The following is a 13093-nucleotide window of genomic DNA, read 5'->3' as shown; positions in this document are numbered from 1 at the left end:
ATAAAACATGGACTTACAAGACCAATTAAAAAATCTGTTTCCAGATCACGAACCAGCTCCAGTGGAAGCTGAGGAAGAAGTTGCCCATGAATTATACGTTCAAAAAGAACCTATGATTTGCAAATTCGAAAAAAGAAAAGGAAAAGCCACTACCATAATTGAAGGATACGAAGGTTCAGACGAAGATTTTAAAATTCTTGCTAAAGAAATTAAAACCAAGTTAAGCGTTGGCGGCACTTTTAAAGATGATTCCATTATCATTCAAGGAGACTACCGCGATAAAATTATGGAAATACTAAAGGTGAAAGGCTTTAAAGTAAAACGTGTGGGAGGTTAATAAAAAGTGATCAGTGATCAGTTTTTAGTATTCAGTCTAAAATAACTTAATAATTTTTCAAATACAAAAATCACCTAGCGCCTTTAGGGCAAAACATAAAAACATATGATACAATCATCAGAATTAATATTAAACCCAGACGGAAGTGTTTATCACTTGAATCTAAAACCGGAACATATTGCTCACGACATCATCTTTGTGGGTGATCAAAACCGTGTGGAAAAAATTACGCAATTCTTTGACAGCATCGAATTTTCTACACAAAAAAGAGAATTCAAAACTCAAACGGGAATGTTCAGAGGTAAACGAATATCGGTAATGTCAACAGGAATAGGCCCTGATAATATTGATATCGTAATCAACGAATTAGATGCCTTAGTAAATATTGATCTAGAAACCCGCAAACCAAAAGAAAAGCTGACTTCGCTAAATATCATCCGAATTGGAACTTCAGGCTCTTTACACGCTGATATTCCTGTGGATAGTTTTGTGATGGCTAAATTTGGATTAGGACTCGATAACATGCTTCGCTCCTATCTTATTGATGAAGTGTCAATCCTAGGGATGGAAGATGCTTTTGTAAAACATGCTAATTGGGATGTGCACAAAGGAAAACCTTACGTAATTGCCTGTTCAGAAAAACTGGAAAAAATCATTGAAAGCGACAAAATGCACAAAGGAATTACAGCAACTGCTGGAGGTTTTTATGGGCCTCAAGGTCGTATATTGCGTTTGAATATTCAAGACGAAAGTTTAAATTCTAAAATGGATAATTTCAAATTTGAAGATAATAGAATCACTAATCTCGAAATGGAAACTGCTGCAATATATGGTCTTTCCGCACTTTTAGGACACCATGCGTTATCATTAAATGCCATTATTGCAAATCGTGCTACAGGAACTTTTAGTGCAGATCCATACAAAGCAGTAGACGAGTTGATTGCGTATACTTTAGACAAATTAGCTAATTATTAATTGATTTAGCAGCTATTTCCCGTCTCGTCCAAAGACGAGATTGCACTCTTTTTTTTGATGAAAACCTCAAAAAAAGATTTCCGGTTCCATTCGGCCGAAAATATATAGTACAAATGCCAACTCACTGTAACATGAATGCTACTATCGAAACTGATCGTTTAACACTAAGAAAAATTATTCCTTCCGATGCGGAAGGAATGTTTCTTTTGGATTCAAATCCAAATGTACATGAGTTTCTGGGTAATCATCCCGTTATTTCAATAGAAGAAAGCAGGAAATATATCGCCAATATCAGAAACCAATACCTTGAAAACGGAATAGGTCGCTATGCGGTTATTCTGAAAGAAACAAATACTTTTATAGGTTGGTGCGGCATAAAATTCATTACTGAACCAGAAAATGGTCATGTTAACTTCTACGAAATAGGTTATCGATTTATTGAAAATTATTGGGGACAAGGATTTGGTTACGAATCGGCAAAGGCCTGGCTCGATTACGGATTCAATACTATGGACATAAAAACAATGTATGCGTCCGCAAATATTGAAAATGTTGGTTCGCGTAGGATTCTAGAGAAACTAGGAATGCAACAAAAAAACGAGTTTGATTGGAAAGGGATTGCTTGTCTTTGGTATGAATTAAATGCAAATAATCAAGGTTGAAGAATAGACAACCTTTAGTTGGAAATTGTAGAAACCATAGAAGAGGTTGTTGAAGCCTTAAGCAATGGCTGTGCCGATTATTTTACTTAAGAACATATTATGACTAAACCCTTGGCGGAATATTACAAAGAATTCGAAACTGCTGCAGTACATTGACCTTCGACGCTTTTAAGGCACAATACTTTATCGCTGGATGCTATTATTGCTAATCATGCTTCGGGAACTTTTAACCCTGATACATACAAAGCGGCAGACGAACTGATTGATTATACTTTAGATAAATTTGCGAAGTACTTTAAATTGAATATTGGAAAAAATTAAAGAAGTTAGCAAATCAAATTGCTAATTTTTTTTTAGAATTCGCTCTCCATTTATATAGTCTGACGGTCGCTGTCTAAGGATTTTGTAGAAAGTATTACTAAAAGTTGGCACACTATTATAGCCTACAGCTTGCGCCACTTCATTGACGGTAAGGTGTTTTTCTAACAATAATTCGATTGCTTTTAAAATTCTTCGAATAGTGAGGTATTGTATGAATGACATCCCTAAATCTTTTTGAAACAATCGATACAGTGAGCGCTCACTAAATCCGAATTGAACAGCTATTTTAGAAAAAAAAATGCTTTCCCCTAAATTATCATCTAAGTACTTTACTATTTTTGTTAGCCGGACGTCTTTAGAAAAAGGCAAGGATAGTGGCAAGTTATTCAAACAAATTGTAGGTAAGATTGCTTTAATTGCTTTGGTTATATCATAATTTCTACTTCCTTTTATTAAATTTCCATCCCATCTATTGGTAAAAAGCATCATTTGAAGTAGCAAATCATTGATTGGATAAATCCCTTCGCTTTCATAAAAAGTATGCTCATTCTTTTTAACCGGAAAATATAAATTACGCATTATTATATTTTGAGAATTGGTATGAATACTGTGCTCTACACCTTTCGGAATCCACATAAAATGGCGGGCTGGTAAGAAATAAGTATTGGTTTGTGTAATCACATAAACAATACCGCCTTCAGTATATAACATCTGAGCTTTGTCATGTTTATGGGTTGGAATTAGCAATTCGCCCATCAAATCATGATGGCAATAAATGCTCTTTTTATCAGTGTCAACTTTATTTATATAATATTTTTCTTCTATCATTTATCGATCTTATAGTGTCCGAAATGAATACATATTTGTCTTTTTAGAATATTTTGTCAATTATAAATTTCAGTAATATTGTAATATTAATAATTTAAAATGTCAATTGTTTTTAATTCATTAATAAAACATACGGATTATTATTAAATTCCGTACTAAAAATATAAATTATGCACTTAGAGCGAATTCGATTTCAAAGTTACAAAGACAAAGTAATTTCTGCACAAGAAGCTGCCGATTTTTTAAAAGATAAAATGGTAGTTGGTACAAGTGGATTTACAAAAGCTGGTGATAGCAAAGCGGTACTTCCTGCCTTTGCCAAAAAAGCAGAATTCGAAAATGTCGCTATTACACTTATTACTGGCGCCTCGTTAGGACATAACACTGATGCTGATTTAGCCAAAAATAATGCATTATACAAAAGGATGCCTTTTCAGGCTGACAGTTCTCTGAGGCTAAAAATCAATGAAGGAAATGTCCTCTTCATTGACCAACACCTAAGTGAGACCGCTGAATTATTGGAAAATAAACATCTACCTAAACTAGATTTTGCTATTCTTGAAGCTACTTATATTGACGAAAAAGGAAATATTATACCTACGACTTCGGTGGGGAATTCGGCCACTTTCGCTCATTTAGCAGATAAAATTATTATCGAAATAAACACTTCCATACCTTTAAATTTCAAAGGATTACACGATATTTTTATGCATGAAAAATATCCAAATCGAGATGTTATCAATATCAAATCTTCCGATGATAGAATTGGAGTCGATTATATAACTATTGACCCGAAAAAAGTAGTCGGAATTGTATTTACAGAACTCCCAGATAGTGCTGCTTTGGTTAGTGTTCCGGATAAAAAAACAACTGCGATTGCTGATCATTTGCTTGCTTTTTTTGAAAATGAAATTAAAGTTGGCAGACTGACAAAATCATTAATGCCATTACAAGTTGGTATTGGAAAAGTTGCCAATGCAGTGATGTCAGGATTTTCAAGAGGAAATTTCGAAAATTTAGTCATGTATTCTGAAGTATTGCAAGACAGCACTTTTGAATTATTCGATTCCGGAAAAATGGATTTTGCTTCGGCATCATCGATTACCGTTTCGGAGGCCTGCTACAAACATGTCTTAGAAAATTTTGATGAATATAAAGACAAAATGATTCTTCGTCCTCAAAACATAAGTAATTCCGCAGAAGTGATTAGAAGATTGGGAATTATAGCTATTAATACCGCTATCGAATTTGATATTTATGGCAATGTAAATTCAACACATATTTCAGGGACTAAAATGATGAATGGCATTGGTGGATCTGGAGATTTTGCTAGAAATAGTTTTTTGAGCATTTTTGTCACACAGTCAGCATCTAAAGAATTCGATGCAATCTCTCATGTGGTACCCATAGTTCCTCATGTAGACCATACTGAACATGATGTAGATATTTTAGTAACTGAACAAGGACTGGCCGATTTGAGAGGATTGGCTCCAAGAGAACGCGTAAAAGTAATTATTGAAAATTGTGCCCATCCAGATTACAAAGAGGAACTATCTGATTATTACAATCGTGCTTGTTTAGGTGGCGGACAAACGCCTCACCTACTTGAAGAAGCTTTTTCTTTTTATAACCGATTAGCAAAAACAGGAAGTATGAAGCAAAAAAAATCAGTTGAATTATCTTCTTAAATATAGTTTTTTTTAGTTTTACATTTGTTGATTCCCTATTCATTTTGCCGATGTTTAGGGAATTTTTTTATTTCAATTTATAAGTATTTCTTTTATTTGAAATCCTCTTATCTCTTACTACCTTAGCAATAAATTTGTAAAATGAAAACAATAAAAATTGCGGGAGTACCGGAACATTTTAATTTACCTTGGCACTTATCCATAGAAAAAGGCGATTTTGAAGCTAATAATATTGATTTACAGTGGACCGATGTTCCTGAGGGAACAGGAAAAATGTGTCAGATGCTGCGCGATGGGGAGACTGATATTGCGGTAATTCTAACGGAAGGTATTGTAAAAGATATCGTTGCCGGCAATCATAGTAAGATTGTGCAAATTTATGTGCAATCCCCTTTAATTTGGGGAATTCACGTAGCAGCTAAGTCAAAATACAAAAGCCTTTCTGATTTAGAAAATACAAAAGTAGCTATTTCCCGTTTGGGTTCTGGTTCTCAATTAATGGCTTACGTAAATGCAAATAAGCAAGGCTGGAAAGTAGATAACCTTCAGTTTGAAATTGTAAATACCATCGATGGAGCCGTTGAAGCCTTAAGCAATGGCAGTGCCGATTATTTTATGTGGGAACGTTTTATGACTAAACCCTTAGTAGACAAAGGATTATTTAGAAGAATTGGGGACTGCCCAACGCCTTGGCCTTGCTTCGTAATTGCTGTTCGTAATGAAATAGTAGAAAATAACCCTGATGTGATTAAAAGCATCTTGAGTACTATCAATAAATCCACCAAAAGTTTCAAAGACATTCCAAATATAGACAGAATGCTAGCCGTTAATTACAATCAAAAAATAGAAGATATTCAAGAATGGCTATCATTAACAGAATGGTCAGAAAAACCATTAACAACCGAAATGTTAAACAATGTTCAAAATCAACTATTTCAACTGAAAATCATTGATAAAATAGGTACTTTTGATGAAATTGTAGAACTAATCTAGTTTTTTGATTTTTGGGTTCATTATGGTAAACATTAAAAACATTCCTTTTAAATATTATATACAAAAACTTCGGGTTAAAAAACCTTGGGATGACGTTATCATTTTTGTTATGAATATTTTAATTGCGATTCCTCTTTTCATTATTGCCCATGAGAATTTAATTGAGTTAAACTGGTTTTTTAATATTGACCGTATCCTCTTGTTCTTGCTAATAATCGTTGCAATACAGTTGGTTTTAAGACTTTTAAGAACCATTATTATAATATGTATTTTCTTATATATTTTAGTTTTGTTTTACGGTACAGCATCTGGAAATTATGGTTTCAACAGTGTTTATGAAGATTATGATTCGATGTTATACACCATGTCTGATAATCCAAACCCGCAAGATATTATCATTGCGAAACTGTTGCCATTTCCCAATAAATCAAAAATTATTAATGCCATTGAGTATGAAAATCCCAGAGTAAGGAATTTTGCTGTAATGGCTACTTCAGAACACTTCAAAAATATAAAAGGCTACTCTGATTATAGAACCATAATTCAATGCTTTGCAGTGTTTAAAGAAATAAATAGTCGTTGGAATTATGTAAGTGACCCAAAAGACGGAGACTATATTGCAACTGCTAGTGAGTCCTTGAACTATTTCTCTGGAGATTGTGACGACCATTCTATTTTGATGGCTGCTGCTGTACGAGCCATTGGAGGAACTCCTCGACTAATTCACACTAAAGGGCATATTTACCCGGAAATTCTCATAGGTACCTTGAATGATCTGGAAACTGTCAATTATTTGATTAAAAATGTGCTTTTTGAAAAGGAAAGCTATAAAAAGCAACTGCACTACCATATAGATGAACGTGGTCAAGTTTGGCTTAACCTTGATTATACCGCTAAATACCCTGGAGGGCCTTTCCTATCAGAAGAAATACTGGGTGCCCTGACGCTCTACTAAGTGTAATTAGATTTCTAATTGTCCTAAAATTTCGTAGGAATGAAGTCTGGCTTCATGCTCATAAATAGCAGAGGCTACCATCAATTCATCGACTTTGGTTTTTTCAAGAAAATAGTCTAATTCTCTTTTTACTTTTTCGGATCCCCCTATGAAGGTATAGGCAATCATTTGTTGCAATGCCGCTTCTTCCATTGGATCCATAAAACCTTCCCCAGGATCAACCGCTTCTTTAAGCTGCTGTCTGTTTCCTGTTATAATTCCGAGGAACAATCTCTTAAAAGAAGTCGCTAATCGCTCCGCTTCATCATCAGAATCGGCTGCAATTACATTAATGCAAGCAATAACATAAGGTTCTTGTAATTGCTCTGAAGGTTGAAAATTATTACGGTATATTGCTATGGCGGTAAGTAGTTGAGCAGGGGCAAAATGACTAGCAAAAGCATAAGGCAATCCTTTTGCGGCGGCTAAATAAGCACTGTCAGTACTCGAACCTAAAATCCAGATTGGGACGTTTACCCCTTCTCCGGGAATAGCGCGAACTCGCCCTTTTTTATTTCCCTCAGAAAAATACAGTTGCAATTCTTCCACATTAGCTGGGAATTCCTGAGCCGCATGTTCATCTCTTTTCAAGGCTGCTGCCGTAAATTGATCTGTTCCTGGAGCACGACCTAATCCTAAATCAATTCGGTCAGGAAAAAGTGTGGCAAGGGTTCCAAATTGTTCTGCTACGATTAACGGTGCGTGATTAGGTAGCATAATGCCCCCTGAACCCACTCTTAAAGTAGTTGTTCCTGAAGCAACATATCCAATTAAAATAGAAGTTGCGCTACTGGCAATCCCTGGCATATTATGATGTTCTGCTAACCAATATCGATTATACCCCCACTTTTCGACATGCTGGGCAAGATCAAGACTGTTCTTAAAAGTATCGGAAGCACTACCACCTTCCCTAACTATTGCAAGGTCTAGAACTGATATTTTTGTATGGGAGTGATTATTTATATTCATGGATTTATTTTCTTATCGTAACTACAAAAGTAAGGATTGTATTATTTGTTTTGGCACAAACAAATACTAATAGGAAGTTAAAAAAGGGTATCTTAAACTTAACTTTTGAAGGTCATCTATTTTCTTTCTAGTTTTCATGTTCGATAGTTAAATTTCGCTATATTGAAGAAGTTTAAAAACGTAATTCAAATTCATTATGGAAAATTTAAAACTCAAAGCCTTTATACCTCTTTTTTATCTCGTATGGTCTGATGATCTCTTGAGTCAAAAAGAATTCTTGACTTTACAAAAGTTTATCGTTTCCCAGAGCTGGCTTTCGAAAGAGGAACAGGAATCTCTCCTTTCAAAAATTGCTGTGTCATCTCCACCATCTAGAGAAGTCGTGGCTAATTGGAAATCTGAAATTGAAATTATTCTTCAGAAAAACCCTTTAACAAGATCCCTTTTTGATATTTCAATTTTACTTTCTGAAAATGATAGAACCATCAGCGATCTTAAACCTGCTTTTGTAAAACTCGAAAATGATTTAGGGATATCAGGCGAAGAAGCAATGGCGGATTTCGAAACAATTGCAAATACCTTTACTTCAAATTATCAGACCAGCAATAGATTTGAAATAGAAAAACTAACTCAAATTCTGGATGGAAAACAAGCCGAAATTATTAAAAAAGTAAAATCTGTTATCAGCAGACCTGAGTTTGCATATGAAACTCCTACAGACACTGCTGTTTATCGTGAAAAAGTCTATGAGTGGTGTAAAATACTCGCAGATGAAAATCTAGGTAATATGGGTTATCCAAAACAATATGGCGGTGGCGGAAACATTCAAGATTATTTTGCAATCATGGAAACATTAAGTTACCATGATTTAAGCTTAGTAATAAAGTTTGGCGTACAATTTGGACTCTGGGGAATGAGCATTCAATCACTTGGCACAGAAAAACATTACAGTAAGTACTTAAAAGATATTGGCTCACTACAACTCCCTGGCTGTTTTGCAATGACAGAAACGAATCACGGTTCAAATGTCAAAGGAATGGAAACAACGGCGACCTATAATCATAAAAACCAAACATTTACCATTCATACACCGCATGAAAAGGCACAAAAAGAATACATTGGAAACGCTGCTGTACACGGACAAATGGCTACTGTTTTTGCAAAATTAATTATTGGTGAAACTGATTATGGGGTGAATGCCTTTATCGTTCCGCTTCGAGATACCAACAGTACAATTTTAAAAGGAATTACTATAGGTGATTGTGGACTTAAAATGGGACTTAATGGAGTCGATAATGGAACTATTCGTTTTGATAATGTAGTTATTCCAAAAGAGAATATGCTAGATCGCTTTGCCTCGATAAATGAAAAGGGAGAATTTGAAAGCCCAATTCCAAGTGATAATAGACGATTTTTTACCATGCTAGGAACTTTGGTTGGTGGCCGAATTGGAATTCCGAGATCTGCATTGGCTGCAGCCAAATCTGGTTTAACAATTGCAATTAGATATAGCAATAAGCGCAGACAATTTGGGCCCGAAGGAGGCTCAGAAGTTCCAATATTAAATTACCGTATCCATCAACGACGACTTCTTCCATTGCTGGCAAAAACATATGCAATCCATTTTGCATTGCAATACGTTACGAATCGTTTCATTACTAAAAGCGAATCTGAAATGCAGGAGATTGAAGCCCTTGCCGCGGGTATGAAGGCCTACTCTACTTGGAGCACCACTGCTATTTTACAGGAATGTCGCGAGGCTTGCGGCGGCAAAGCTTATTTATCCGAAAATCGTATTGATGCTTTAAAAAATGATACTGAAATCTATACCACTTTTGAAGGCGACAATACCGTATTAATGCAACTAGTTGCCAAAAATCGTTTATCAGAATTTAGAAAATCATTTGGCAAAATGGATGCAATGGGAATGATTAATTATGTTTATGAGAATGCTAAAACGGCTATTTCTGAAAAGAATCCAATAGTAACCAGAAAAACGGATGATTCCCATTTAATTGATGAGGAGTTTCATTTACAAGCTTTTCAATACAGGGAAAAAACGACTTTGGCATCTGCAGCAAAGCGAATAAAAAAACTAATTGATAGCGGACTTGATCCTTATGATGCTTTTAATATTGTGCAGCATCAAATGATTGATGTCGCTCAGGCCTATCTTGAACGAGTTGTATTGGAGCAGTTTCAAGAGGCCATACAAGTAATTGAAGACAAAAATTGCAAAGAAGTCATGTTGAAATTATATCAATTGTATGCACTTTCGCAGATTGAAAAAAATAAAGGATGGTATCTTGAGGATGGTTATATGGAAGCTGTAAAAACAAAAGCCATACGCAAGATAGTCAATCAGTTGTGCTGGGAAATTAGACCAGATGCTGTTTCCTTGGTAAATGCATTTGATATTCCTGACAGTTGCCTTGCTGCGCCTATTGCATTCTAAGTGATATAGTAACCATTAGCGCTTTTACTAGGTTCAATATGTTTATTATCAATCTCAGATAGTGTATTTTCAATCATAGCAGACATAGCGTCTAAGGCTAAGTCATTAGGTTCGATACCAAATGGATCTTCTAACTCATCTGCAATCGCTTCAAGAGCCACAAAGGTATAGGCAATAAAAACGATCACAAAAGGCAAAGTCCACAACATACTTTCCCCAAAACCAAAAGGAAGTAAAAAGCAATAAATATAGACTGTACGATGTAATAAAACACTGTAAGTATAAGGTATAGGAGTGCTGGCAATCCTTTCGCAACCTCCTATAATATCTGATAATTTATTGAGATTTTCATCAAAAGCGACCTGTGTTATACTATCTAATTTCCCATCATTTTTGGCTTTATTTACCCAAAGTCCCAAGTTTTTTAAAATAACAATAGGTTTAAAAACAGCTGTTTGTAGTTTTTGATCATAATAATTTGCTAATAGGCGTTTCATATCAGCATCAGGATTTGTTTCTCTTAATTGATGTTTTAAAGCATGAACCAAAGCCATCAGCATTAGTATGAAATGAGTTCGCTGTTTTTCATAATCCTCCCCGTCTACCAGCGTATGTGATTGACGAGCAAGTGAACGCGTATCATTTAATAGTGCACCCCAAAGCTTTCTACCTTCCCAAAATCGATCGTAACTAACAGTATTTCTGAAACCCAAAAAAATAGCTAAGGCAATTCCAAAGAGAGTAAAAATTGCTGGGTTGATATAAAGATGGTATTCGAGTAAAGAATCTCTAAAGTAGACAATAGCGATCGTATATAGGAAAAGTATAAATAAGCGGGGTAATAATTGAGGAAGGACTGAACCGTTCCATTCAAACAACATTCCGAACCAGTTTGTTTTTTTCTTTGTAATCATTTGGTAAATTTAATGATTTATGCGTACTCCCTTGCTAAGTTTAGCTTTGATTAATTTTAAATTAACACCTGTTATATTTAATAAAATTAAGATCAAAAAAACTTCTCAATTTCTTGAGAAGTTGTACGCGCAATCAGAACCACTTTATATAGGTTATCTATAAAAACTTAGTATATAAACTGTTTTTAAAGACTAACTAATTCAAAATCAAACATTATATCTACTAATTGTCGAAATAAATTTTCAATGCTACCTTTTAATTTTTGCCCTCTAAAGTAATTTATAGTTATAAATCTGCTTGCAACCCACCTGAAAGCCACATAAAATAAATATTTCCCTTTACTCCTTTAGCGATTTTTCTATAAGAATAAGTATTGTTTAAATAGCCATAAAATAGAATTTTAAGTACCATTTTAGGGTGATAACTTGACGTTCCACCACCTTTATATTTCGAAAAGATGTTCAAAATCTCGAGTTTCTCAACAACTGAATCAATTAATCTTGCAGCATGATCCTTTGAGATTAAATCATTTAAATTTTACGAAAAAATTCTTGTTGATGAACAGAATGATGTTTAAAAACTGGCTACATAAACCTTAATTTTTTAACTTAAATAAACTAATAATCAAAATAGTAAACAAAAAAAACTGCCCAAAATTTACTTTTCGGACAGCCTTATCAGAGTCTATAAAGTTAGCTAAAAGCTATTTTAAAAAATCAGGATCTTTATATGCTGGATTTGGGTATTTATAAAACCCTTCACCAGTTGAAACACCTAATTTATTTTTATCAATAAAATTCTCTTTTAAGTATTTTACTGTTTTTATTTTTAACTCATCTTGGTTTTTCTCTACTGCGATTTTATTAATATTATAAGCTGTTGTAATACCTACTACATCTAGAATCGCAAAAGGTCCTAGAGGTGCTCCAGTTGCTTTCATCCAAGTTTTATCTATAGTGTGTGGATCAGCAACTTCATTCACAAGCAAGTTAGTTGCCGCACTTAACAAAGGCACTAACAAAGAATTAAGTATGTAACCTGGCTGCTCTTTATGTAGCGGTAAAGCCAGCATACCAATAGCTTTGGCAAAACTAACTAGATCTTCAAAAACTTTTGGATCTGTAGTAGCGTGTCCCATGATTTCTGCCGTGTTATGAATCCAAATCGTATTAGCAAAATGTAAGGCTAAAAATTTTGAAGGTCTTCCTGTAGCATCTGCAAATTCACTCGGTAAAAGCGTTGATGAGTTTGTAGCAAAAACAGTTTTTTCGGGGGCGACTTTAGCCAATTTATGGTAAAAATCTATTTTTATTGCTGGACTTTCCGGTACCGCTTCAATTAGCAAGTCTGCATTTGCAACTGCTGCAGCTAAATCAGAATTGTAACTAAGGTTTTGAAAGGTTTTATCTAATTGTTCTTGTGTTGCATTTAAATCTTTTTTATATGATTCACTCAAACTATTGAATTTTGTTTTTGCTTTTTCTAACACTTCATCATTAATATCGTAAACGATGACATGAAAACCATGAAACGCTGTTTGAAACGCAATTTGGTATCCTAAAACACCACTTCCGGCAACGGTAATATTTTTATAATTCATATTTATAGTTTTTAATTTTTTAATAATATTTTAATCAAATATAGTAAGATACTTATTTTAAAAGTTAGTTTTTACGGAATAACATGCTTGCTATTTACCAGCTGTTTTTTGCAAGATGAATAAAATAGTATCCTATTGAGTACCCTAAATTTACTAAAAAATTAAGCTTAATCAATTGAAAATAATCTCCAATACAATAAAATGCATCAGGGGATTTTTTAAAGAGTTCAGAATTACTGAATTGCAATATCATTTTTTAGAATAAAATTAGTATTACACTGGATCAAGACAAAATGTTGTGGGGAAATATTAAAATCTTGATATTTGTGTTTCCAAATTATACCAAATGCAAGACT

12 protein-coding genes are annotated in these 13093 nt (G+C 34.2%); 7 read left to right on the top strand and 5 right to left on the bottom strand.

The annotated features are described in order from the left end of the window. Positions 1 to 7 precede the first annotated feature (7 nt). The 3 genes from AC4PRO_RS13775 (at position 8) to AC4PRO_RS13765 (ending at position 1974) form a co-directional block, all read left to right on the top strand. Entirely contained in the window at positions 8 to 337 is a 330-nt protein-coding gene (locus AC4PRO_RS13775) for a translation initiation factor (RefSeq protein ID WP_074723326.1), read from the top strand. A gap of 105 nt (positions 338 to 442) precedes the next feature. Further along, on the top strand, positions 443 to 1312 hold the full coding sequence (locus tag AC4PRO_RS13770) for a nucleoside phosphorylase (protein WP_492117733.1): 870 nt from the start codon (positions 443 to 445) through the stop codon (positions 1310 to 1312). 113 nt (positions 1313 to 1425) lie between these two features. Then, entirely contained in the window at positions 1426 to 1974 is a 549-nt protein-coding gene (locus AC4PRO_RS13765) for a GNAT family N-acetyltransferase (RefSeq protein ID WP_492117732.1), read from the top strand. Between the two features lie 342 nt (positions 1975 to 2316). On the opposite strand, the gene AC4PRO_RS13760 is transcribed toward AC4PRO_RS13765, so the two are convergent. Continuing rightward, positions 2317 to 3123 carry an AraC family transcriptional regulator gene (locus AC4PRO_RS13760; protein ID WP_492117731.1) on the bottom strand — a complete coding sequence of 269 codons (807 nt, stop codon included), beginning with the start codon at positions 3121 to 3123 and terminating at the stop codon, positions 2317 to 2319. A 170-nt stretch (positions 3124 to 3293) separates the two neighbouring features. On the opposite strand from AC4PRO_RS13760, the gene scpC reads away from it, so the two are divergent. From scpC to AC4PRO_RS13745, 3 genes are all read left to right on the top strand, one after another. After that, on the top strand, positions 3294 to 4811 hold the full coding sequence (gene scpC / locus AC4PRO_RS13755; protein ID WP_492117730.1) for a succinyl-CoA:acetate CoA-transferase ScpC: 1518 nt from the start codon (positions 3294 to 3296) through the stop codon (positions 4809 to 4811). A 141-nt stretch (positions 4812 to 4952) separates the two neighbouring features. Then, positions 4953 to 5804 (top strand): substrate-binding domain-containing protein, encoded by an 852-nt coding sequence (locus AC4PRO_RS13750; RefSeq protein ID WP_492117729.1) that lies wholly within the window; start codon positions 4953 to 4955, stop codon positions 5802 to 5804. Between the two features lie 22 nt (positions 5805 to 5826). After that, positions 5827 to 6759: a transglutaminase-like domain-containing protein gene (locus AC4PRO_RS13745; protein ID WP_074723332.1), complete on the top strand. Its 933-nt coding sequence runs from the start codon at positions 5827 to 5829 to the stop codon at positions 6757 to 6759. Positions 6760 to 6765: 6 nt separating this feature from the next. Here the strand turns inward: AC4PRO_RS13745 and AC4PRO_RS13740 are convergent, their stop codons facing one another. Continuing rightward, entirely contained in the window at positions 6766 to 7767 is a 1002-nt protein-coding gene (locus tag AC4PRO_RS13740; protein WP_074723333.1) for an LLM class flavin-dependent oxidoreductase, read from the bottom strand. A gap of 196 nt (positions 7768 to 7963) precedes the next feature. On the opposite strand from AC4PRO_RS13740, the gene AC4PRO_RS13735 reads away from it, so the two are divergent. Beyond that, the gene (locus AC4PRO_RS13735; protein ID WP_492117728.1) at positions 7964 to 10222 is read left to right on the top strand and encodes an acyl-CoA dehydrogenase family protein; all 2259 of its coding nucleotides are present in this window, start codon (positions 7964 to 7966) and stop codon (positions 10220 to 10222) included. On the opposite strand, the gene AC4PRO_RS13730 is transcribed toward AC4PRO_RS13735, so the two are convergent. From AC4PRO_RS13730 to AC4PRO_RS13720, 3 genes are all read right to left on the bottom strand, one after another. After that, entirely contained in the window at positions 10219 to 11136 is a 918-nt protein-coding gene (locus tag AC4PRO_RS13730) for a bestrophin family protein (protein WP_492117727.1), read from the bottom strand. The genes AC4PRO_RS13735 and AC4PRO_RS13730 overlap by 4 nt on opposite strands. A gap of 286 nt (positions 11137 to 11422) precedes the next feature. Continuing rightward, entirely contained in the window at positions 11423 to 11659 is a 237-nt protein-coding gene (locus tag AC4PRO_RS13725; RefSeq protein WP_492117768.1) for a transposase, read from the bottom strand. Positions 11660 to 11840: 181 nt separating this feature from the next. Next, positions 11841 to 12737, bottom strand: coding sequence for a 3-hydroxyacyl-CoA dehydrogenase (locus tag AC4PRO_RS13720; RefSeq protein WP_492117726.1), 897 nt, complete (start codon positions 12735 to 12737; stop codon positions 11841 to 11843). Positions 12738 to 13093 lie beyond the last annotated feature (356 nt).

It is taken from the genome of Flavobacterium sp. DW-iso2, assembly GCF_058725285.1.
The sequence above is the reverse complement of the archived record's forward strand: the minus strand, read 5'-3'. Positions and strand labels throughout refer to the sequence as shown.

What these genes read in the sequence shown, in the direction of transcription:
- AC4PRO_RS13775 (WP_074723326.1), top strand. Translation starts at nt 8, where the DNA reads ATGGACTTACAAGACCAATTAAAAAATCTGTTTCCAGATCACGAACCA.
- AC4PRO_RS13770 (WP_492117733.1), top strand. Translation starts at nt 443, where the DNA reads ATGATACAATCATCAGAATTAATATTAAACCCAGACGGAAGTGTTTAT.
- AC4PRO_RS13765 (WP_492117732.1), top strand. Translation starts at nt 1,426, where the DNA reads ATGCCAACTCACTGTAACATGAATGCTACTATCGAAACTGATCGTTTA.
- AC4PRO_RS13760 (WP_492117731.1), bottom strand. Translation starts at nt 3,123, where the DNA reads ATGATAGAAGAAAAATATTATATAAATAAAGTTGACACTGATAAAAAG.
- scpC (WP_492117730.1), top strand. Translation starts at nt 3,294, where the DNA reads ATGCACTTAGAGCGAATTCGATTTCAAAGTTACAAAGACAAAGTAATT.
- AC4PRO_RS13750 (WP_492117729.1), top strand. Translation starts at nt 4,953, where the DNA reads ATGAAAACAATAAAAATTGCGGGAGTACCGGAACATTTTAATTTACCT.
- AC4PRO_RS13745 (WP_074723332.1), top strand. Translation starts at nt 5,827, where the DNA reads ATGGTAAACATTAAAAACATTCCTTTTAAATATTATATACAAAAACTT.
- AC4PRO_RS13740 (WP_074723333.1), bottom strand. Translation starts at nt 7,767, where the DNA reads ATGAATATAAATAATCACTCCCATACAAAAATATCAGTTCTAGACCTT.
- AC4PRO_RS13735 (WP_492117728.1), top strand. Translation starts at nt 7,964, where the DNA reads ATGGAAAATTTAAAACTCAAAGCCTTTATACCTCTTTTTTATCTCGTA.
- AC4PRO_RS13730 (WP_492117727.1), bottom strand. Translation starts at nt 11,136, where the DNA reads ATGATTACAAAGAAAAAAACAAACTGGTTCGGAATGTTGTTTGAATGG.
- AC4PRO_RS13720 (WP_492117726.1), bottom strand. Translation starts at nt 12,737, where the DNA reads ATGAATTATAAAAATATTACCGTTGCCGGAAGTGGTGTTTTAGGATAC.